We start from the raw sequence: 20,913 nt of genomic DNA, 5'->3' as shown, positions 1-20,913 counted from the left end.
CCGCGATCCGCGGCCGGCCGGCCGCGGGCGCCAGCAAAAGGAGCGATTCTCATGAGCAAGCAACTTCGAGCACCCTGGCGGCGGGCGCTGTGCGGCGCGCTGGCCCTTTGCATGGCTGCCGCATGCGGCGGCGCGGCGGTGAACGCCGACTATAAATCCGACTGGGAGAAGGCTGAGCAGGAGCTGAAAAAGGAAGAACAGGTCCTTCAGCAGATCAAAAACGATAAGAACAAGGCTGAGCAGCAGAAAAAGAGTCTGGAAAATCAGCAGACCATCATCATCAGCCAGATCAACGATACCATCGACCAGATCAACCAGAAGAACAGCGAGATCGCCATCCAGCAGCAGGCCATCGCGGACCAGCAAGCCGTGATCGACGCGCGCTGGGAGGACTTCAAGGAGCGCATGCAGGCCATGCAGGTGATGCAGGATACCGGCGCCGTGGCGGTGCTGGCCAGCGCCCAGAGCCTGTACGACCTGCTCACCTATTCCGACAACCTGCAGCGCATCAGCGAAAAGGACACCGAGATCCTGCAGGAGATGAACGACGAGAAGGCCCGGCTGGAGGAAGAGGAGGCCGAGCTGGAGGCAGCCAAGGCGGATCTGGAGGAAGCGAAAGCCGCGTTGGATACCAAGGAAAACCAGCTGGCCGCCAACATCCAGGCCCAGAAGCAGACCATCAGCGACAAGGAGGCCGCGGCCCAGGCCCAGGAGACCGTGGTGGCCGAAAAGCAGAAGAAGGCCGATGAGGCCGAGAAACAGTTCCAGGCCTGGGTGGCCAGCCAGGCGTCCACCGGCAGTGGTGTGTCCGCCGAGGGCTTCCGCTGGCCCCTGGATATCGCCGGCCGGGTGACCACCGAGTTCGGCGCCACCCAGAACATCAACGGCGTGATCCAGACCGGTCACAGCGGCATGGACATCGCCGCCCCCGGTGGCACCCCCATCAAGGCCGCCCATGACGGCGTCATCTCCTCCACCACCGGCCACTGGAGCTACGGCAACGTGGTCATGGTGGACAACGGCGACGGCGTGACCACCCTGTACGCCCACATGAGCAGCATTGCCGTGGGCGTGGGCCAGTCGGTGAAGCAGGGCGACGTGATCGGCTATGTGGGAAATACAGGAAATTCCTACGGCAACCACCTGCACTTTGAGGTGCGCATCAACGGCGTGAAGCAGAACCCCCGCAACTACGTGGCGTTCTGATGTCCGCCCCCAACAATGAAAGGAGCCCCATGAAGGACAACAAAAAACTCGTTCGCACCGTGAGTCTGGCGCTTGCCGTGCTCATGGCGCTCACCATCTTCAGCTCCCTGGCGATCCAGATCGCCTACCTGATCTGACCGGCGGGAACGCCACGGAGGAAGAAGCAAGACCATGAATAAGAAAATCAGCATCAGCATGGCGCTGACCATCGCCATCATCGCCATGACGGTGACCTTTTCCATCACCATGATTCTGGCGCGCCAGATGTTCGACGCCACCATCCCTTCCGTTAAGGAAAAGGAGAGCATGTACAGCAAAATCGCCGAGCTGGACAAGTACGTGCGCGCCAACTACTACGGCGACATCCAGGACGCCACCCTGAACGACATGATGGCCTACGGCTATGTGCTGGGCATCGGCGACAAGAACGCCAACTACTACACCGCGAAGCAGTACGCCGAGCTGGTGGAGGTGCAGAACGGCAACATCATGGGCATCGGCGTGGAGGTGGTGAAGGATTCCTCGGGCTATGCCCGCATCACCAAGGTCTACGATTCCAGCCCCGCCTCCGAGCTGGGCCTGCAGGTGGGCGGCTTCATCACCGCCATCAACGGCGGCGAGGTGAAGGGCCTGACCGCCGCCAACGTGACCGCTCAGCTGCAGGGCGAGGCGGGCACCGAGGTCACCGTGACCTACATGGCGCCGGACGGCACCACCGCCGACCATACCATCAACCGCAGCCGCTACACCATCCCCAGCGTGGAATACCAGATGCTGGGTGAGAGCTACGGCTATATCAAGATTTACCGGTTCGACGGCACCACCCAGAGCACCTTCAGCAAGGCGGTGGAGGAGCTGCAGAATCAGGGCGCCAAGGCCCTGGTCTTCGACCTGCGCGACAACGCGGGCGGCCAGATGGACGTGGCGGTGAACTGCATCGACCAGCTGGTGCCCGAGGCGGACATCGTGTTCGCGGAGGACAAGAACGGCGAGCAGACCCTGCTGGGTTCCAGCGACGAGAGTCATGTGGATCTGCCCATGGTAGTGCTGGTAAACAGCGGCACCGCCAGCACTGCGGAGCTGTTTGCCGCCAGCCTGCGCCAGCTTTCCGGCGCGCAGCTGGTGGGCACCACCACCGCGGGCAAGGGCACCATCCAGGCGGAGCCCCACCGCATGAGCGACGGCAGCGCCGTGGTCATCACCACTGCCAAGATGCTCACCTCGGACAAGACCAGCTTCGACGGTACCGGTCTGACCGTGGACGTGGAGGTGGCCGCCAAGGCCGACGGCAGCGACACCACGCTGGTGAGCGTGGAGGAGGATACCCAGGTGCAGAAGGCGCTGGGCGTGGCACAGACCATGAACGGCGGAACTTCGGCCAACGGCGATTCTTCCAGCAGCGCGGCCAGCGGTGATGCATCCGCCAGCCAGAGCACCAGCGAAGGCGGCGAGGCTACCAGCGAGGGCGCGGATTCCGCGGCCCCCGCCAGCGAAAGCACCGACGGCGAATAAATCCTAAATATGATTCCGCAGCGCTCCGGCGGCCCGTGCAGATGGGCCGCGGGGCGCTGCTGTCTGCCCGGGCAAAGGTCCGGGCGGGCACGATACAAACAGAAAGGCGGGACCCTATGCCCAATTTAACGGATATTTCCACCATCCGGGACCTGTGTGCCCGGTATGATTTTGCGCTGTCCAAGGGGTTCGGGCAGAACTTCATCGTGAACCCCGGCATCTGCCCCAAGATCGTGGAGGCAGCGGGCATCGACAAGAGCTGGGGCGTGATCGAGGTGGGCCCCGGTGTGGGCGTGCTCACCAAGGAGCTGGCCCTGCGGGCGAACAAGGTTGTGGCCATCGAGGTGGACCAGCGCCTGCCGCCCCTGCTGGCGGAAACGCTGGCCGAGTTCGATAATGTGGAGATCCTTTTGCAGGACGTGCTGAAGGTGGACCTGGCCGGGCTGATCCGGGAGAAGTTTGCCGGAATGCCGGTGGCCGTGTGCGCCAACCTGCCCTATTACATCACCAGTCCCATCCTGATGCGGCTATTGGAGGAAAAGCTGCCCATCCAGCACATCACGGTCATGGTGCAGAAGGAGGCGGCGGACCGCATCACCGCCACCCCGGGCACCCGCGAGGCGGGCGCCATCAGCTACGCGGTGGATTACTACGCAAAGCCCCGGCTGCTGTTCACGGTGCAGCCCGGCAGCTTCTATCCGCCGCCGAAGGTGACCAGCGCGGTGATCCAGCTGCAGGTGCGCGAGCAGCCTGCGGTGCAGGTGGAGGACGAAGCGGGCTTTTTCAAGCTGGTGCGGGCGGCCTTCGGCCAGCGGCGCAAGACCGCGGCCAATTCCATCAGCAACGGCATGGGCCTGCCCAAGGCGAAGGTGGCCGCCGCGCTCCAGGCGGCGGGCCTGAGCCCCACCGCCCGCCCTGAACAGCTGACGCTGGAGGACTTCTGCGCGCTGCAAAAAGCGCTGGCCGAGGTAAAATAACCGGCCGGTTTGAACGGAAGGAAGATTGCCGCCGGTCCCTGAAACATGGAAAAAGGGGACCGGCGGCAAAAACCGTCTTGCGCCCGGGCGCTTTTTTTGGTATAATATTTCTTGCTGAATATGCTGGTGTAGCACAGCTGGTAGTGCAGCTGATTTGTAATCAGCAGGTCGGGGGTTCGAATCCGTCCACCAGCTCCAAAAATCGACAAGTTCCGCCAAGGAGCTTGTCGATTTTTCCTTATTCACTCTTCACCGTTCACTTTTCACTGAGCCGGCAGAGTCGATTTTTGGAAGGGAAGAGTGAAGAGCGAATAGTGAATAAGTAAGGTGTGCCGCATGCGCAGCACGGATTTTAATGGTTAAGGTGATGCCCATGCCCAGTCCTTTGCAAGATAAATCCAAAGCCTTTGCGCTGGAAATTATCCGGGTGTGCAATGAAATCAAGCGTGACAAACGGGAGAGCGTTCTTACCAATCAACTGATCCGTTCCGGCACCAGCGTGGGGGCGAATATCCGGGAAGCCATGTATGCCCACGGTAAGGCTGATTTTATTGCAAAATTGCAGATTGCCTTGAAGGAGTGCTCGGAAAGTGAGTACTGGCTGGAGCTGCTGATCGAAAGCGGTTATTATAACGATTCCGCCATTTTAAAGCAATGCACAGAGGTCAAGCGTCTGCTCATTGCGTCCATCAATACCGCAAAGAGAACTACACCTGCCGGAGGGTGAGACTTCAGTGTGCCGCATGCTGCAAATGCTTGCGGCGCATTTTTTATATCAGACCGCGCTTCTCTTCCAAATTCCGTCGGAGTTTGCTATAATAGCCCTCAAACAGACCTTTTTGCACCCGAGCATGAATGGAGGCTTTTTCAATGAAAACAGCGTGTGTGGACATCGGCGGTACTTATATCAAAACGGCGGTTCTGGAAAACGGGCAGCTGAGCGCTTTGCAGGAGACGCCCACCAATGCACCCGCCGGAGCGCAGAAAATGCTGGAAACCGTGGCGGGGCTTGTGCGCGGAATGCCCGGCGTACAGTGTGTGGGCATTTCCACCGCCGGTGAGGTGGAGCTGCAGACCGGCCGCATCCGGTTTGCCTGCAACATTCCCGGTTATACCGGCATGAACCCGAAACAGCTGCTGGAGCAGCAGCTGCAGCTGCCTGCGGCGGTGGAAAACGACGTGAACGCCGCCGCTGTGGGGGAATATGCTTTTGGTGCGGCCAGAGGAATGAAGGATTTTCTGATGCTCACCTTTGGCACCGGCATTGGCGGAGCGGCCTTTTTGAATGGCCAGCTCTACCGGGGCGGTTTGGGCAGCGCCGGGGAGTTCGGCGGCCTTATTACCCACCCGGAAGCGGTGGACCCGGCCAGCCAGGGTACGGGCAGCTATGAGCGCTACGCCAGTACCACTGCACTGGTGAAACGGGTGAGTGCCCGGTTCCCGGAGCTTACCGACGGCCGCGCCATTTTCGCCCGGCTGGAGAACCAGGACGTGCGGGCTGAGGTGGACGGCTGGATCAGCGAGATCAGCTACGGTCTGGTGTCGCTCATTCATGCCTTCGATCCCGAAGCGGTGGTGCTGGGCGGTGGCGTGATGAAACAGGAATACATCCAGCAGCAGCTGAACGGACGGCTTCAGGCTTTGCTGAAGCCCAGCTTCCGGAGCTGCCGCCTGATTCCGGCGCAGCTGGGCAACCAGGCGGGCCTGATGGGCGCGGGGTACCTGGCAAACCGGAAGGCCGGGCTGGATTGATAATGCGCGGTATAACCAAAAAAGGAGGCGAAGGAATTTGCCGGATTTGTATGTGATGTTTTCCCACACCAACACCGGAATGGGCCGGATGATCCGGGCGGTGACCAAAAGCAGCTATAACCATGTGTCCATCAGCCTGCGGCCGGACCTGGCGGTCTGCTATTCCTTTGCCCGCCGCAACAAGCACAATGCCCTGGCGGGCGGTTTTGTGGCCGAGGATGCGGGCCGTCTGTGCGATGAGGGCGACATCCAGGTCAGAGTCTGCCGGGTGCCGGTGACCCAGCGCCAGTTCGACGCCGCCCGCAACATGCTCATGGTCTGCCGGGCGCAGCCGGGCCGCACCATCTACAATACATACGGGGCCATGGCCAGCGTGGTGGGCTTCCACCTGGCGCTGCCCGGGGCCTTCACCTGTGTGGAGTTTGTCAGCCGCTGCCTGGGGCTGCGGGTCATCCAGGTGCAGTCGCTGCTGCACCGGCTGGAACGCTTCACCATCTACGAGGGCAGCTATCTGGAATACACCCGCGCCGCGGTGCAGCGGCAGGGCGAGTACTTCCGCCCTCTGAGCACCGTGGATGTGGTGCGCCGCAACGCCGGGCATTTCGGCGACCTGAGCTTGCGCCTGGTGTGCAAGGTGTACGGCAAGATCTGAACCGCAAAAAATGCTTTGCAACCGCGGCCGGTTCTGGTATAATAAAAATATTCGAGCGGTTCGCCGCCCGTAAGGGCCATTAGCTCAGCTGGTCAGAGCTGTCGGCTCATAACCGATTGGTCCCGGGTTCAAGTCCTGGATGGCCCACCACAAGCGCCTCGCTGCTTTGCAGCGGGGCGTTTTGCGTGTCGGGGGCTCGCTGTGCTATAATAAGCACGAATCGCCCCGCATAGGAATGAAACAGGGCGCGGGCCGCCCGTCTGCGGGGCAGTCCACGCAAACAGCCCGCCCCCCAAAAAAGGAGTTGATCCATGATGTGGAATAAAATATTCGCCCTGCTCACCGCCGCCTGCCTGGCGGTGAGTCTGGCCGCCTGCGGCGGTTCGCCTGCCGCATCCCAGCAAGCGGGCAGCCAGACCGGCAGCCCCATTGCAAACGACACCGGCGACGAAGCCGAAAAGCCTGCCCAGCCCGGGCGGGAATACCGGGCCATGTGGGTGAGTTATCTGGAGTGGCAGCAGTTCGACTTCTCCAGCGCCGAGGCCTTCCGGGCCGGCGCCGAGGAGATGATGGCCAACTGCAAGGACCTGGGCCTGAACACCGTGATCGCCCAGGTGCGCCCCTTCGCGGATGCGCTGTACCCCAGCCAGTATTTCCCCTGGAGCCATCTGTGCACCGGAACCCAGGGTCAGGACCCGGGCTTCGACCCCCTGGCCATCCTGATCGAGACCGCCCACGCCCAGGGCCTGGAGCTGGAGGCCTGGCTGAACCCCTATCGGGTGCAGCTGAGCGCCAGCATGCCCGGCCAGCTGGCGGAAAATAACCCTGCCGTCACCAGCCCCGAGCTGGTCAAGCAGGCGGGGGAGGGGCTGTACTTCGACCCCTCCAGCGAAACGGTGCGCCAGCTGATCGTGGACGGCGTGACCGAGATCGTGACGAATTACGAGGTGGACGGCATCCACTTTGACGACTATTTCTACCCCACCACCGAGGCCTCCTTCGACGAGGCGGAATACGCCGCCTCCGGCAGCTCCCTGAGCCTGGAGGACTGGCGGCGGGACAACGTGAACCAGCTGGTAAAGGCAGTGTACGACGCCATCAAGTCGGAGAAGCCGGAGGTCCGGTTCGGAATCAGTCCCCAAGGGAATATGGATAATAATTATAACGGTCAGTATAGTGATGTGGCCCTCTGGCTGAGCACACCGGGCTATGTGGATTACATACTGCCCCAGCTGTACTGGGGCTACGGCTACACCACCTCCGGCGGGCAGACTCGGTTCGGCTTCGAGAACATCACCAAGGAGTGGGCCGCGCTGGAGCGGGCCGAGGGGGTATCCCTCTACTTCGGGCTGGGCGCCTACCGCATCGGCGACGGGGACGGCGGCAACTACGACAACGCGGTGACCCAGTGGCAGAGCGGCCGCAATCTGGCGGATATGATCGCCACTGGCAGGGAAGTTGGCGCGGACGGCTACGTGCTTTACCGCTACGACTTTTTGTTCCACAACAGCACCTGGGCAGACCTGGCCGCCAGCGAGTGCGCGGCCATCCGGGCGGAAAATCAGGTGGCATAACAGAAAAAACACAGGGCAGGAGAGACCCCGCTGGGGCCTCTCCTGCTTTTTGTTTTCGGGCCGGACGGCAAAAGTTACGATTTCAAAACCGGTTGCCGTCTGCTATACTAGGGGGCAGAGTGTGTAAAAATTCACCACAGAAGGAGAGATTCCTTGTGAAAATGAGCGGCTCCCAATACCCGTTGAAAACACTGTTCTACCGCATGTTTTCCCTGCTGGTGGTGATCCCGCTGGTCGTGGTGTTCCTGGTGGCGGCGGTGATCCTGAACCATCTGATGCGGACCTCGGCGATGAACACCATCTCCGCCTTTCAGGAGACGGTGGCCACTACCCTGTACACCGACATGAAGTCCGCCGCGCTGCAGCTGTCTCATTTTGTGTACGTGAACAACGGCGAATTCATGGAGCTGGCCGACCAGGTCTACCACAGCACCGGCAGCCAGCAGTATCTCTACAGCCAGCGGCTGGAACAGGCCTTCAACACCGCCATGGTCCCTTCCCAGAACATCATTGGCGGTCACTTCTTCATGAAGGAGGGCGGCGGCGTCTCGGTGAAGGAGAACGTGTCGGTGGCGGACGAGTGGCTGCGCAAGGAAGGCTGGTACACCGCCGCCATGCAGCGGCCCAACAATGTGATCATCGGCGGCTACGACACCAGCAAGCACCAGCTCACCGGCAACACCCAGAAGGGCCGCCAGCTGATGCTGGTGAGCGCCATGACTCCGGACTACATCACCGGCCGGAGCGGAAACATCGAACTGGTGGCCTACTTCACCACCTCCCAGGTGAGCGAGATCCTGCAAAGCGCCCGTTCGGCGGGGGATATGGGCACCACCCTGCTGCTGGATGAAAACGGCAGACTGCTCTTCGGCGACATGGGCGACGAACAGCTGGCCGCCTGGTTTAACGCCAACGGTCCCGGCCTGAAGGAGGGCACCTTCAACCGGCGGGCCGCCCTGGAGGAGGGCGAGGGCGAAAGAAATCATCTGTTCATCGTGAGCACGCTGCCCTACACCGGCTGGCGCATCGTCACCTTTGTGGAGCAGGCCAGCGTGACCCAGCGGGTGCTGGGGGTGGGGCTGGCGCTGTTCCTGGTGGTGTTCGGACTGCTGAGCCTGTTCTATGTGTTCTCCCGCTATTTTCTGGATTCCATCGTGATGCCGGTGCAGGCTCTGGCCGACGGCATGGACCGGGTGGCGGCCAATGATCTGACCGTACAGCTGCAGCCGGCGGGCCATCAGGAGATCCGGCGGCTGATCGGCTCCTTCAACCAGATGGTGCTCAGCCTGAGCAACATGCTGGCCATCAACGAGGAGGCCCAAAAGCGCAAGCACCAGGCCGAGATGCACGCCCTGCAAAGCCAGATCAATCCCCACTTTGTGGTGAATACCCTGAATTCCATTCGATTTATGGCCCAGATGTCCGGCTTTGACGGCATCCGGAAGATGGCCCAGGCGCTGGGCAACATCGTGGCCTGCTCCTTCCGCAGCAGCACCAGCTTCTACACCGTGCGCCAGGAGCTGGACCTGCTGGACAGCTACCTCTACATCATGCGCATCCGCTATGCGGACAGCTTTGAGGTGCGCTATGAGGTGGAGCCGGATTGCCAGGAATGCCGGGTGCCCCGGCTCACGCTGCAGCCCATTGTGGAGAATGCCATCGTGCATGGCTTTGCCTGCATGGGGGAGGAGCTGGGCCAAATCTGCATCGGCGCATGCCGCCGGGGTGATGAGCTCTGGCTGGAGGTGAGCGACAACGGCTGCGGTATGGACGCGGCGGCGGTGGAAGCGGCGCTGAACGGCGACCCGCTGCAGCCGCCCGCGGCCGGAGCAGGCACAGGGCGGTGAGAACCTTGCGCCCGGCAGCTACGGCGCGGCCATCTTCTCGGTGGATGATCTGTCCGCCTGCACCGCCCGCTTCGGGGGCGACCTGCGGGAAAAGCTGGACAAGCCCATGCTGGAGCTTGCCCGCCAGATTCCCCGGGTGGCGGGCCGGGCCAGCATCCGGGCGGCGGGCCCGGACCAGTACGAGCTGTTCTGGCAGGTGCGGGACAAGACCCGCTACTACAACACCATGCTCTCGGTGGTGCGTCAGATCCAGTCGGTCTGGCGGGATTACATGAACCTGAGCGTCTCCGCCGCCATGAGCGATATGGTGGACCGGGAGGGGCTGCGGGATGTGGCCGAGCTGTGCGGCGCGCTGCTCTGCCTGGCCGCGCTGGATGAGCCGGGGGCGGTGTGTACCCAGCACGGCAGCGAGGCTCTGGCCCGGGATTACCTGCGGCTTGGCCCGGCGTGCGACGGCCTGGTGGAGGCGCTGCACACCGGCAGCGAGGAGGAGTATGAGCGGCAGCAGGCGGAATTCTTCCGCCAGCTGGATCAGCTGCAGGGCGAGGAGCACACCCGGCGGGTGCTGGTGCTGCTGGCCTGGCTGGCGTACAAACAGCGGGAGTGCGGTCTGCCCGGCACCGGGTCCGCGGGCAGGCGGCAGGCGGTGCAGGCGCTGGCCAGCGAGGGTGAGCGGAGCCTCTGGCTGCGCAACGTGCTGCGCCAGGAGCGGGAAGGCAGCGGCAAAAAGCGCTGGCAGGCCGACCCCATCGCCCGGGCCCGGCGCTTCATGGAGGACAACTTCACCGACCACTCTTTGACCCTGAAGATGGTGGCGGACCAGGTGGGCTTCAACGAGAAATATTTCAGCGCCCAGTTCACCAAGCGGTGCGGCTGCACCTTTGTGGCCTATCTGAACCAGCTGCGGCTTCGCTATGCCCAGCAGCTGCTCAGCGGCACCGACCTGAAGATTTATGAGATCAGCGACCGGGCGGGATACAACAGTATTGAGCATTTTACCCACACATTCAAAAAGAACTTGGGCATTTCGCCCAAAGACTACCGGATGAAGGGGGAAAACACCTAACAAAACCGCAAGAACTCCAACTTGTCTTCATGGAAAGAACACGGGTGCGGGCCGTATAATGGAACCATGGAAACGGGCAGGCCAGACAGCGGCCGGCCACAACATAAAAACGGAGGAAAATCACATGAAGAACAAGATAATCAGTGCGGTTCTGGCAGCAGTGCTGCTGGCCGGATCTCTGGCAGGCTGCGGCGGCGCGGCCGGCACGGCTTCTGGAAGCACCGCAAGCACGGCTTCGGGCAGCGGCGAGAGCACCGCGGCCGTGAACGAGGAGCTGAGCGGCGAGCTGGTGTTCGCCATCTGGGACAACAACCTGATGCAGTACATCGACGACAACGACATGGTGGGCAAGTTCCAGGAACGCTACCCCAATGCCGAGATCGAGGTGGAGAAGATCAAGGACGACAGCGAGTACTGGAACGCCATGAAGATGCGCGCCTCCGCCAACCAGCTGCCCGACGTGATGTTCAACAAGCCCTTCACCCTGTCCCGCTTCAAGGATTACCTGCTGGACCTGTCCGACCTGGAGGCCGCCAAGAACAACACCCTGGCCGAGGGCTACGCCATCGACGGCAAGGTTCTGGGCGTTCCCATGACCGCCGGTTACGAGTACGTGTACTACTGGAAGGATATGTTCAAGGAGGCGGGCGTGGAAGTGCCCACCACCTGGGAAGAGCTGAAGACCGTTTCCAAGACGCTGCAGGAGTACTACGGCGCCAAGGACCCGGACTTCATGGCCATCGCGCTGGGCGCCAAGGATGAGTGGCCCGACTACCCCTACATGGAGTTCATGCCCGCTCTGGTGAACGGCAACGGCCAGAACTGGAACGACATGGCCGCCACCGACACCCCCTTCTCTGAGGGCACCGACATCAACATCGCTTATCACCGGGTCTACGACCTGTTCACCTCCGGCGTATTCGGCAAGGACCCCCTGGGTCTGGGCAACGATCAGGCCACCTCTCTGTTCGCTCAGAAGAAGGCTGCCATCATCGCTCTGGGCGACTGGGGCCTGCAGAACATCGAAGCCGGTGCCGAGAGCATCGACGAGCTGGGCACCTTCTACCTGCCGGTGCGTGAGACCGCCGAAGAGCCCTTCCGCTGCGTGGTCCAGGGCGACAGCTTCATGGGCGTGACCACCCACAGCAAGAACCCCGAGCTGGCCAAGACCTTTGTGGAGTGGTTCTACAGCGAGGACTGGTACCCCGGCTACATCGAGTACGTTTCCAGCGCCTCCTCCATGGAGAACTTCCCCAAGGAGAAGCACCCCGTTCTGGCTGAGGCCGACGCTCTGCAGCCGGATGCCGAGATGGTGATGTACGACGGCGGCGGCGACAACTTCACCGCTCTGCAGAACGAGACCACCTTCGACTACAAGAAGCTGGGCGCGCAGATGTTCACCGAGGGCTTCGATCTGGACGCCGCGCTGGCCGAGCTGGACAGCAAGTGGACGGCTGCCCGGGCAAAGCTGGGCATCCAGTGATCCGGCAAGGCTGCCGAACCGATTCGCGGGGCCGCTTTCGAGCGGCCCCTTTTTTATCCGGAAAAATGGGAGTGTGTGAAGGATGAGATCGTTGAATCAACAGCGCCGGGTGTTCATCATTGTGGCGCTGATCGTTCCGGTGCTGCTGCTGGCGGGCTTTGTGATGGTCCCGGCGCTGGATTTGATCCGCATGAGCTTTACCGACTGGGACGGCTATTCCCCCACGAGCAATTTTATCGCCCTGGAAAACTATAAGGAAATGCTGCACAACAAGGATTTGTGGCAGTCGCTGGGCAACAACGCGGTGTACTTCTTCGTGCATCTGCTCATGATCCCGGTGGAGCTGGCCTTCGCGGTGCTGCTGACCTCCCGGCTGCGGGCCGCGGGCTTTTACAAGACCATGGTCTTTCTGCCCTACATCATCAACGGCGTGGCCATCGCCTACGCGTTTTCCTACTTCTTCTCGCCGGTGAACGGCGCCTTCGACGGCATTCTGGAGGCTCTGCGGCTGGGCATGCTCAAGCGCAGCTGGCTGTCCGACCCGGAGATCGTGAACTTCGTGCTGGCCTTCGTTTCTCTCTGGCGCTTCTCGGGCTATCATGTTATCCTGTTTATGGCGGCACTGCAATCCGTCTCCCGGGACGTGCAGGAGGCGGCGGTGATCGACGGCGCCAACACCTGGCAGATGTTCCGCTACATCCAGATCCCCTCCATCATGCTGATGGTGGACTTCGTTCTGTTCGACAACATCCGCGGCGCGCTGCAGGTCTTCGACATCCCCTTCGTGATGACCGCGGGCGGACCGGGCTATGCGTCCAGCACCTTCACGCTGTACACCATCAACACGGCCTTTGAGTTCGCGGACTTCGGCATGGCCTCCACCATGGCGGTGGCCATCATGGCCATGATCATCGTGATCTATCTGGTCCAGAACAAGATCATCCACGGTCTGATTTTGAAGGAGGGCAAAAACAGATGAAAAGCTCCATGAAACAGCGGGCGTTCATCGCCCAGATCGTCAAGCAGCTGATCTGCATCGGCATGGTGGTGATCGTGGTCACTCCCATCCTGCTCACCCTCTTCGCCTCGCTGAAGACCAAGGCGGACATGGTGAACACCTCGCCCCTGACCCTGCCCCTTTCCAGCGCCACGCTGGAAAACTACGCCGAGGTATTCGGCAACAAATACCTGCTCATCGGCTTCAAGAACACCCTGATCATCCTGGTGGTGAGAATCCTGTTCAACGTGATGCTGGGCACCGTGACCGCCTTCATCATCGAGCGGTTCCAGTTCCGGGGCAAAAAGCTGATCGTGGGCATGTTCTTCGTGGGCATGCTGGTGCCCACCTTCGTCACCGAGATCGCCCGCTTCAAGATCATCAACAGCCTGGGCCTGTACAATACCCTGGGCGCGCCCATCGTGATCTACATCGCGGCGGACCTGATGCAGCTGTACATCTACCGGCAGTTCATCTCCACGCTGTCGCCCTCGCTGGACGAGAGCGCCCTGCTGGACGGCTGCAGCTACTTCGGCCTGTTCGGCCGCATCATCTTCCCGCTGCTGGCCCCCGCCACCGCCACGGTGGTCATCATCAAGGCCATCACCATCATCAACGACATGTACATTCCTTACCTGTACATGCCCAAGAACAAGCTGCGCACCCTGACCACCTTCCTGATGGACTACGCCAACGCGCAGCAGGGCTCCTGGCAGAGCCTGGCGGCGGGCATCATCGTGATCATGCTGCCCACCATTCTGATCTATGTATTCTTCCAGCGCTACATCCTGGCCGGCGTTTCCGCCGGTGCGGTGAAGGAATAAACGGCAGGCGGCGCAACGCGCGCCGCCCTTCAAAAAGGAGAGAAACACATTGATGCAGCCTGATTTGAATTGGCTCGTGGACCCGGAGGTCTTTGCGGTGGGGCGCTTGCCCGCTCATTCGGACCACCGCTGGTACCAGACCGAGGCCGAGCTGGCCCAAAAGACCATGACCCTGCGCCAGAGCCTTGGCGGGGAATGGCAGTTTGCCTACAGCCCGAATCCCGCCGCCCGGCCCGCGGATTTCTGGCGGGAGGAGGCCGACCGTTCGGCCTTCGGCCGCATCCAGGTGCCCGGTCATGTGGAGCTGCAGGGCTACGGCCAGATCCAGTACATCAACACCATGTATCCCTGGGACGGCCGCAGCGGCCTGCGTCCGCCCCAGATCGACTGGAACGACGCGCCGGTGAGCAGCTATGTGCGCCGGTTCGACCTGGACCCGGCGCTGGCGGGCAAGCGGGTCTGCATCTGCCTGGAAGGGGTGGAGCAGGCGTTCTACCTGTGGCTGAACGGCAGGTTCATCGGCTACAGCGAGGACTCCTTCACCCCCGCCCACTTTGATCTGACCGAAGCCATCCGCCCGAAGGACAACCTGCTCTGTGTAGAGGTGCACAAACGCAGCAGCGCGGGCTGGCTGGAGGACCAGGACTTCTTCCGATTCAGCGGCATCTTCCGGCCGGTGTACCTGTATGCAAAGCCGGAGATCCATGTGGAGGACCTGTGGCTGCGGGCGGGCCTTGCCGAGGACAACACCACCGGCACCCTGGCCCCCCGGCTGCGTCTTTCCGGCGAGAGCGAGGGCGCGGCGGTGGAATGCCGGGTATCCGACCCGGCGGGCCGGGTGCTGTTCGAGGGTCCGGTGGACCCCAGCGGGGCCACGGCCATCCGCCTGCCCGGCGTGCAGGCCTGGGACCACGAGCATCCGGCGCTGTATTCGGTGCTGTTCACCGTGAAAAATGCCGCGGGCCGGGTGGTGGAGCTGGTGCCCTATTCCACCGGCTTCCGCCGCTTTGAACTGAAAAATGGCCTGCTGCTTTTGAACGGCAAGCGGGTGATGTTTAACGGCGTGAACCGCCACGAGTGGAGCGCCGAGCGGGGCCGCGCCATCACCGACGAGGATATGGACCGGGCCATGGCCACCTTCCGCCGGGCCAACATCAACGCGGTGCGCACCTGCCATTACCCGGACCAGAGCCGCTGGTACGACCTGTGCGACGAAAACGGCATCTACATGATCGACGAGACCAACCTGGAGAGCCACGGCTCCTGGCAGAAGATGGGCGCGGTGGAGCCCAGCTGGAACGTGCCCGGTAGCCTGCCCCAGTGGAAGGAATGCGTGGTGGACCGGGCCCGCTCCATGTTCGAGCGGGACAAAAACCACACCGCCATCCTGTTCTGGTCCTGCGGCAACGAATCCTACGCAGGCGAGGACATCCTGGCCATGAGTGAGTTTTTCCACGAAAACGATCCCAGCCGTCTGGTGCATTACGAAGGCGTGTTCCACAACCGGGAATTCGACCGCATCAGCGACGTGGAAAGCCGCATGTACGCCACCCCCGAGGCCATTCGGGAATATCTGGAGGCAAAACCGGCAAAGCCCTTCCTGCTGTGCGAGTACATGCACGACATGGGCAACAGTCTGGGTGGCATGGAAAGCTACATCCGCCTGGGCGAGGAGTTCGACCAGTATCAGGGCGGCTTCATCTGGGACTATATGGACCAGGCCCTCTGGCGCACCGACAGCCTGGGCCGCCGGGTGCTGGGCTACGGCGGCGACTTCGGCGAGCGCCCCACCGACTACAATTTCAGCGCCAACGGCATCGTGTTTGCGGACGGCAGCGAAAAGCCCGCCATGCAGGAGGTGCGCTACTGGTATTCCACCCCGGAGCAGCGCGCTGCCCATGACGAGCAAAACCGGCGGGCGGCAGAGCAGTCCGCCCGCCAGCTGGCCGCGGAGAAACAGGAGCGGGCCGGCCGGGCCGAAGCCGCGCCGGACCTGACCGTCATTCAGGGCGACGTGAACCTGGGCGTGCAGGGCAAGGACTTTGAGGTGCTCTTCTCCTTCACCGAAGCGGGGCCGGTGTCGCTGGTCTCCAAGGGGGTCCAGTGGCTCTACCGGGCCCCCCGGCCCGCGCTGTGGCGGGCTTCCACCGAAAACGACATCGGCAACGGCTTTGCGGCAAAGAGCGCGGCCTGGATGGCGGCGGACGCCTTTGCCCGCTGCACCGGCTGGACCGTGCGGGAAAAAGGCCCCCGCAAGGTGGAGATCGCCTATACCTTCGCCTTTGCCGCCGTGCCCGACGCGAAGGTGGAGCTGGTTTACACGGTGGATGCCGCCGGTACCCTGCGGGTGAAGGCGGAGTTCACCGGTGCGCCCGGCCTGCCGGAGCTGCCGGTGTTCGGCGTGCGGCTGGTTCTGCCCGAGCCCGCGTCCGCCGTGGGCTGGACCGGCCTTTCCGGCGAGACCTACCCGGACCGGAAGAAGGGCGGGGTCTTCGGCCGCCATACCGAGAGCCCCCACATCCCGGATTATCTGGTGCCCCAGGACTGCGGCGTACACATGGACACCCACCGGTTCACCCTGGAGCGGCGGGCCGCCGGTCAGGCCAATGCCGCCCGGCTGGAGGTGTGCATGGAAAGCGAGCCCTTCGCCTTCAGCGCGCTGCCCTATACCGCTCAGGAGCTGCAGAACGCCGACCATCGGGAGCAGCTTCCGGCCACCGGCCGCACCGTGGTCACGGTGATGGGCGCGGTGCGCGGCGTGGGCGGCATCGACAGCTGGGGCGCGGATGTGGAGCCCGCCTACCGGCTGAGCGCCGAGCGGGACTATCAGCTGGAATTCGCGGTCCGGCTCGGATGAGCTGAATCCAAGTGACGAGCAGCCTTCTTTGACTTCGGAAACGGAGCGGGGAAGGCTGCTTTTTTCTGCCTGCTTGTAAGCCGGTGGGTTTTGGATTATAATAAAAGGGCATCCACCCATCGTCTGGTCCTGTTTTCAACGGGGCAAGGCTGGGGGAACATGGAAGAAAAACCGGACTTACGGGCGGCCTTCTCTGGCCTGTGCCCGCGAAACGGAGGACACGACTATGAAACGAATGAAATCTCTGCTTGCCCTGGGCCTTGCGTTGGCCATGGCGGCATTTTGTCTGACCGGCTGCTCCGGCAGCAGCGAGGAAGAGGCCGAAAGCCAGGCCGTGGAGGAGACCTACATCGCCTCGCAGGCGGGCGGCAGCATCACCTGGCCGGAAGGGCTGGATACCAGCGCCGCCTTCGCCACCCAGCTGGACGAGGCCACCGGTACCCTGTATGTGGTGTTCAACAGCGTGCAGAACCGGTTCACCAACTACTTCACCCCGGTGGGGGATTCCATCACGGTGACCAGCTATGCCACCAGTGAGAAGGATACCGCCACCAAACAGTATCTGGTGACCCTGTGGGAGGAGACCGAAAACGGCCGCGCCTACGTGAACGGCCACACCATCGAGTTCGCCACCGGCGGCGACTGCGCCAGCGCCACCTTCGACGGCCTGACCCCCGGCAAGAACTACAAGATCGGCATCGCCTACATGAGCGGCGTATACCGCATCAGCGGCGGGCTGAGCGTGAGCGGCCTGTCCGGCGCGCAGGCTTTGGATGTGGATAACACCGAGGCCGCCTGAATCGCAGCAGATAAAAATCCCCTTTCCGGCTGGAAAGGGGATTTTTTTGTGGTCAGGAGGCGCTTTCCTCCGGCTCGGGGGAAAGGCCGTAATACTGGCGGATGGCCCGGTAGTAGCAGCGGGCGGCCAGCTGGCAGCCCTCCGGCGAGGCGAAGGCCGCCAGATCGCTTTCGCTCGTGATGAAGCACTGTTCGGCCAGCACCGAGGCGCAGCCGGTGCTGTTCACCATGGCGAAGCTGGGGTAACCCTCCGGATTGGTGTCGCTGCGCTCCCGGATGATCCGCTGGTCGTTCTCGTCGTAATAGGCGTAGCGCACACCGCCGTCGCCCCGAAGAGATGCCCCGGCAGCGCTCATCTCGGCGGTGATGAAGTCCGCAAAGCGCAGGCTGTTCTTGTTGTACTGGTTGCCCGGCGGGGCGGGGAAGCACTCAAAACCGCTGGCCTGGCCGGAGCCGCCGTCTGAATTCATGTGGATGGACAGCGAGAGGGTGGCGTCCGAGCGGGCCACCCGCTTGGCCCGGTCGGCGGCGGGCAGGTCCTCGTCCCAGTCCGAGCGGCACATCACCGGAACGATGTCCGGGTCGGCCTCCAGCAGGTCCCACAGGGCCTGGGCGGTGGCCTGGGTCAGGTCGCATTCCCGCACGCCGTCCACTCCGATGGCGCCGGTGTCCGAGCCGGCGTGGCCCGCGTCGATGGCCACGATGCGGGCCTGCTTGGTGGGGTCGTCCTCCCGCTGGGCGGAAAAGCGGGCCAGCGCGATCCAGAAGGCGCCGGCCAGCAGCACCAGAGCAAGGATAGGGGCCGCCAGCCGGAGCAGGGGCGCCCGCTTTCTTCTGCGCCGCCGGGGGCGGCGAAGGGTTGCAGTTGGCATAAAAAAATGGTCCTTTCCCGAGAAAAGTCGAAAACAGTCGTCTTTTATAAGACGAGAAAAGCCCCCCGACTATTTCGTTTTCGGGCAAAAAAGCCCAGCCGGATGGCTGGGCTTTTGCCCCCGAGGGGCTGTAAGGAGGAGTTGAAAGGCAAAAAACAGGTCAGCGCAGCACCACCGCGCGGCTGCCCATGGCGGTGTAGATGCTCTCGAACCGGTCCCGTTCGATGCAGGAATCGCCCTGCATGGGGTCGGCCAGATAGCACTGGTTCTCGTCCATGCCGGTGAGCACCACGCAATGCAGGTTGCCGTAGGGGGTGTAGGTGCTGCCGTCCGGCAGCGTCCAGGTGAAGGAGGTGTTGAACCGGGGCTGCTCGTAGTCCTGGGTGAACCACACCGCCACCGGTGTGCCCTGGCGCAGCAGCTGTTCCAGCCGGTCCATATCCGCGCCGGTCTCGCTTTGGGCCCGCAGGCTGGAGCCCTGGTCCCGCAGCCAGGCGTTGGCCGCCTCGATGATGGGACCCTCAAAGCAGTACCAGCCGTTCGAAGAGCTGGCGGGGTCGCCCGCATAGGCCTGCTCCGGGTCCGGCCCGTAGCGGTTGGGGCCGCTGTAGCTGAAGCTCTGGCGGGGCAGATAATCCACGCCCAGAGATACCAGGTCCACCGAGCAGCCGTTGTATTCCAGCAGGGTGGCCAGGCTCGCCGCCTCACAGCCGTTGGGCAGCGCGGGCTCCTGAAACACGGTCTGCACTGTGAGGATGCCGCTGCCGTCAAAAGCGGGCGCGCCGGTCTCGGGCGCGGGGGCCGGGTTGGCAATGGCCTGCCCGGTGGCCAGGCTGCCCAGCGAAGCCAGCAGCCGGTGCTGGGCCAGCAGGTCGAACACCGAGAACAGGGCCGCGGCACAGAGGGCCAGCACCATCAGCTTGCCCAGCAAGGCGGCCAGCGCGTGCCGCCGTCTGCGGCGGCGGGCCGGAGCATGGGCGGCCGCGGGCCGACGGTAAACGGTGGGCGCGGGAGCCGCCGCCCGGGCGCTCGCCCGCTGGGGCTGAGGATAAGGAGAGACCGGCCGCTCAGGGGGACGGCGCACCGCCCGGCGCTGGGCAGGCAGAGAAGGGGCACAGACCGCCGCGGAATATACGGGGCGGCGGGCATTTTGAACGGAAAGAGTACGGGCGGCCATGGCGGCGGACCTCCTTTTGCAGCATTTGTCTAATTGGACGCACCAGCCGCGAAAAGATCACGGGCATTGTGTCCTTTGGCTGCCTTTATTATAAAAGGAGGAAGGAAACCAAGTCGCCAAAAAGATGTATCAAAGTTGCAAATTTTGAGCAATTTTCACTCGTTTCCGCTGTGCGCGGGAGGCGCCGCCGGAAAACGAGGCTCACTGGATGCCGAAGCCGGTGTAGGTTTTCAGCAGTGGGTCGTAATAGAACCCCAGCACGTTGTAGTCGGACTGGAGCAGGATCAGATAGCAGCCGTCCTGGCGAAGGATCTGCAAATCGAGAAAATAGACCCGCTGGTAATATTCCTGCAAAAATCGCTCCAGCGCCTCCGGGTTCTTCTGGTCCGGCTTTTTCATGCCCTGTTCCTCCCAGGGGGAAACGTCGCTCGCTTTGTTGTTGCTGATAAAAAGCCGCTCAAACAGGTCCAGGGTGGCCCGTGCGCTGGAATAGGAGATTTCGGAGGAGGGTTCTTCGGCAATGGATTCGTCGACAGCCTGGGCCACATAGGGAAACCAGGGAACAAAGCTGTACAGCGCATTGCTCAGCGGGCCGCAGCTGTAATAGGGGGCGCTGCCGGGGTCCCCGGCCAGCATAGTCAGATCGTCCAGAATGGTTCGGTAGGCTTCCTCGTACTGCTCCTCGGTGGCGGGCGTCATGGAGGAGTCCGGAGTGATGACAGCGGTGTAGCACAGCTGGTCCGTTCCGTTGCCCCGGCCGCTGCTGACGTTCAGCACGCCCTGATAGACAGAAAACTCGGTGTTGTCGCCGCACTGGACCTGGACGGGGATGTTGTCGTAAAAGCGGCAGATGACGTTGTCGGTGTAATAGGAGTAGCAGGCCATATCGTCGCTGCGCTCGCTTATGCCGCTTATGTCGCTCACGGGTACGCAGGTGTTCATCAGCATGGTCAGAAGGTCCAGAAAGCCGGTTTCCTCCAGTGCCTGCTGGGGGGAATAGGGCAGCGGATAGCCGTTTGCCCGGGCCAGGTCATGGTAGCGGGCGCGGGGCCAGAATTCCAGCCGGTCGGTGCGCTGGCCGATCACGTTGTACACCGGCAGGGCGGCGAAGGAATCCTGCTGCCCGGCGGGGTTGACGATGCGCCCCGCGGCCCAGGCGGCCGATGTGCCGCCCGCCGCCAGAATGAACACGGTGAGCAGGCCGAACGCCAGATTTGCCCGCAGCGCGCCGGGCTTTGCGCGTTTTGCGGCGCCGCGCCTGGGAACGCCGGGCGCTTTGGGTTTTGATTGCTTTTTTGGCATAGGGTGTTTCCTTTCAA

18 protein-coding genes and 2 tRNA genes are annotated in these 20,913 nt (G+C 62.7%); 17 read left to right on the top strand and 3 right to left on the bottom strand.

The window, feature by feature from the left end; translation table 11 throughout:
- Positions 1-51: 51 nt before the first annotated feature.
- From B5G03_RS06605 to B5G03_RS06530, 17 genes are all read left to right on the top strand, one after another.
- Entirely contained in the window at positions 52-1,206 is a 1,155-nt protein-coding gene (locus tag B5G03_RS06605) for a murein hydrolase activator EnvC family protein (RefSeq protein WP_087180944.1), read from the top strand.
- The gene (locus B5G03_RS17380; protein WP_162613360.1) at positions 1,206-1,343 is read left to right on the top strand and encodes a hypothetical protein; all 138 of its coding nucleotides are present in this window, start codon (positions 1,206-1,208) and stop codon (positions 1,341-1,343) included. Before B5G03_RS06605 ends, B5G03_RS17380 begins: the two co-directional genes overlap by 1 nt.
- A 34-nt stretch (positions 1,344-1,377) precedes the next feature.
- A complete protein-coding gene (locus B5G03_RS06600; protein WP_087180943.1) occupies positions 1,378-2,718 on the top strand; it encodes a S41 family peptidase in 1,341 nt (446 codons plus the stop codon).
- Between the two features lie 116 nt (positions 2,719-2,834).
- Positions 2,835-3,695 carry a 16S rRNA (adenine(1518)-N(6)/adenine(1519)-N(6))-dimethyltransferase RsmA gene (rsmA, locus tag B5G03_RS06595; RefSeq protein WP_087180942.1) on the top strand — a complete coding sequence of 287 codons (861 nt, stop codon included), beginning with the start codon at positions 2,835-2,837 and terminating at the stop codon, positions 3,693-3,695.
- Positions 3,696-3,817: 122 nt separating this feature from the next.
- Positions 3,818-3,893 (top strand) — tRNA-Thr (locus tag B5G03_RS06590).
- 157 nt (positions 3,894-4,050) lie between these two features.
- Complete coding sequence (locus tag B5G03_RS06585) at positions 4,051-4,422, top strand: four helix bundle protein (RefSeq protein ID WP_242962322.1); 372 nt, start codon at positions 4,051-4,053, stop codon at positions 4,420-4,422.
- Between the two features lie 143 nt (positions 4,423-4,565).
- Positions 4,566-5,447 (top strand): ROK family protein, encoded by an 882-nt coding sequence (locus tag B5G03_RS06580; RefSeq protein WP_087180941.1) that lies wholly within the window; start codon positions 4,566-4,568, stop codon positions 5,445-5,447.
- A gap of 37 nt (positions 5,448-5,484) precedes the next feature.
- Complete coding sequence (locus B5G03_RS06575) at positions 5,485-6,099, top strand: hypothetical protein (protein WP_087180940.1); 615 nt, start codon at positions 5,485-5,487, stop codon at positions 6,097-6,099.
- A 73-nt stretch (positions 6,100-6,172) separates the two neighbouring features.
- Positions 6,173-6,249: transfer RNA gene (locus tag B5G03_RS06570), tRNA-Ile, on the top strand.
- A 161-nt stretch (positions 6,250-6,410) separates the two neighbouring features.
- Complete coding sequence (locus tag B5G03_RS06565; RefSeq protein ID WP_087180939.1) at positions 6,411-7,673, top strand: glycoside hydrolase family 10-like protein; 1,263 nt, start codon at positions 6,411-6,413, stop codon at positions 7,671-7,673.
- Between the two features lie 161 nt (positions 7,674-7,834).
- Positions 7,835-9,520, top strand: a complete 1,686-nt coding sequence (locus B5G03_RS06560; RefSeq protein WP_242962330.1) for a cache domain-containing sensor histidine kinase — start codon at positions 7,835-7,837, stop codon at positions 9,518-9,520.
- Positions 9,521-9,560: 40 nt separating this feature from the next.
- Positions 9,561-10,586 (top strand): helix-turn-helix transcriptional regulator, encoded by a 1,026-nt coding sequence (locus tag B5G03_RS06555; protein ID WP_087180937.1) that lies wholly within the window; start codon positions 9,561-9,563, stop codon positions 10,584-10,586.
- 124 nt (positions 10,587-10,710) lie between these two features.
- The gene (locus B5G03_RS06550) at positions 10,711-12,069 is read left to right on the top strand and encodes an ABC transporter substrate-binding protein (protein WP_087180936.1); all 1,359 of its coding nucleotides are present in this window, start codon (positions 10,711-10,713) and stop codon (positions 12,067-12,069) included.
- Positions 12,070-12,151: 82 nt separating this feature from the next.
- A complete protein-coding gene (locus tag B5G03_RS06545) occupies positions 12,152-13,048 on the top strand; it encodes a carbohydrate ABC transporter permease (RefSeq protein WP_087180935.1) in 897 nt (298 codons plus the stop codon).
- Positions 13,045-13,890 carry a carbohydrate ABC transporter permease gene (locus B5G03_RS06540; RefSeq protein ID WP_343286892.1) on the top strand — a complete coding sequence of 282 codons (846 nt, stop codon included), beginning with the start codon at positions 13,045-13,047 and terminating at the stop codon, positions 13,888-13,890. Before B5G03_RS06545 ends, B5G03_RS06540 begins: the two co-directional genes overlap by 4 nt.
- Positions 13,891-13,942: 52 nt before the next feature.
- Positions 13,943-16,747 (top strand): glycoside hydrolase family 2 TIM barrel-domain containing protein, encoded by a 2,805-nt coding sequence (locus tag B5G03_RS06535; RefSeq protein ID WP_087180934.1) that lies wholly within the window; start codon positions 13,943-13,945, stop codon positions 16,745-16,747.
- Positions 16,748-16,973: 226 nt separating this feature from the next.
- Complete coding sequence (locus B5G03_RS06530; RefSeq protein WP_087180933.1) at positions 16,974-17,546, top strand: hypothetical protein; 573 nt, start codon at positions 16,974-16,976, stop codon at positions 17,544-17,546.
- A 52-nt stretch (positions 17,547-17,598) separates the two neighbouring features.
- On the opposite strand, the gene B5G03_RS06525 is transcribed toward B5G03_RS06530, so the two are convergent.
- The 3 genes from B5G03_RS06525 to B5G03_RS06515 form a co-directional block, all read right to left on the bottom strand.
- The gene (locus B5G03_RS06525) at positions 17,599-18,417 is read right to left on the bottom strand and encodes an N-acetylmuramoyl-L-alanine amidase family protein (RefSeq protein ID WP_087180932.1); all 819 of its coding nucleotides are present in this window, start codon (positions 18,415-18,417) and stop codon (positions 17,599-17,601) included.
- Between the two features lie 160 nt (positions 18,418-18,577).
- Positions 18,578-19,594: a C39 family peptidase gene (locus tag B5G03_RS06520; RefSeq protein WP_087180931.1), complete on the bottom strand. Its 1,017-nt coding sequence runs from the start codon at positions 19,592-19,594 to the stop codon at positions 18,578-18,580.
- A 201-nt stretch (positions 19,595-19,795) separates the two neighbouring features.
- The gene (locus B5G03_RS06515) at positions 19,796-20,896 is read right to left on the bottom strand and encodes a hypothetical protein (RefSeq protein WP_087180930.1); all 1,101 of its coding nucleotides are present in this window, start codon (positions 20,894-20,896) and stop codon (positions 19,796-19,798) included.
- Positions 20,897-20,913 lie beyond the last annotated feature (17 nt).

Source organism: Gemmiger sp. An50 (assembly GCF_002161595.1).
Classification (GTDB): domain Bacteria; phylum Bacillota; class Clostridia; order Oscillospirales; family Ruminococcaceae; genus Allofournierella.
Note: the sequence above shows the minus strand (reverse complement) of the source record. Positions and strands in the feature narration are given on the sequence as shown.

Bases quoted from the DNA above. Each gene is read 5' to 3' on its own strand.
- B5G03_RS06605 (WP_087180944.1), top strand. From the start codon at position 52: ATGAGCAAGCAACTTCGAGCACCCTGGCGGCGGGCGCTGTGCGGCGCG.
- B5G03_RS17380 (WP_162613360.1), top strand. From the start codon at position 1,206: ATGTCCGCCCCCAACAATGAAAGGAGCCCCATGAAGGACAACAAAAAA.
- B5G03_RS06600 (WP_087180943.1), top strand. From the start codon at position 1,378: ATGAATAAGAAAATCAGCATCAGCATGGCGCTGACCATCGCCATCATC.
- rsmA (WP_087180942.1), top strand. From the start codon at position 2,835: ATGCCCAATTTAACGGATATTTCCACCATCCGGGACCTGTGTGCCCGG.
- B5G03_RS06585 (WP_242962322.1), top strand. From the start codon at position 4,051: ATGGTTAAGGTGATGCCCATGCCCAGTCCTTTGCAAGATAAATCCAAA.
- B5G03_RS06580 (WP_087180941.1), top strand. From the start codon at position 4,566: ATGAAAACAGCGTGTGTGGACATCGGCGGTACTTATATCAAAACGGCG.
- B5G03_RS06565 (WP_087180939.1), top strand. From the start codon at position 6,411: ATGATGTGGAATAAAATATTCGCCCTGCTCACCGCCGCCTGCCTGGCG.
- B5G03_RS06560 (WP_242962330.1), top strand. From the start codon at position 7,835: ATGAGCGGCTCCCAATACCCGTTGAAAACACTGTTCTACCGCATGTTT.
- B5G03_RS06550 (WP_087180936.1), top strand. From the start codon at position 10,711: ATGAAGAACAAGATAATCAGTGCGGTTCTGGCAGCAGTGCTGCTGGCC.
- B5G03_RS06545 (WP_087180935.1), top strand. From the start codon at position 12,152: ATGAGATCGTTGAATCAACAGCGCCGGGTGTTCATCATTGTGGCGCTG.
- B5G03_RS06540 (WP_343286892.1), top strand. From the start codon at position 13,045: ATGAAAAGCTCCATGAAACAGCGGGCGTTCATCGCCCAGATCGTCAAG.
- B5G03_RS06535 (WP_087180934.1), top strand. From the start codon at position 13,943: ATGCAGCCTGATTTGAATTGGCTCGTGGACCCGGAGGTCTTTGCGGTG.
- B5G03_RS06530 (WP_087180933.1), top strand. From the start codon at position 16,974: ATGAAACGAATGAAATCTCTGCTTGCCCTGGGCCTTGCGTTGGCCATG.
- B5G03_RS06525 (WP_087180932.1), bottom strand. From the start codon at position 18,417: ATGCCAACTGCAACCCTTCGCCGCCCCCGGCGGCGCAGAAGAAAGCGG.
- B5G03_RS06520 (WP_087180931.1), bottom strand. From the start codon at position 19,594: ATGGCCGCCCGTACTCTTTCCGTTCAAAATGCCCGCCGCCCCGTATAT.
- B5G03_RS06515 (WP_087180930.1), bottom strand. From the start codon at position 20,896: ATGCCAAAAAAGCAATCAAAACCCAAAGCGCCCGGCGTTCCCAGGCGC.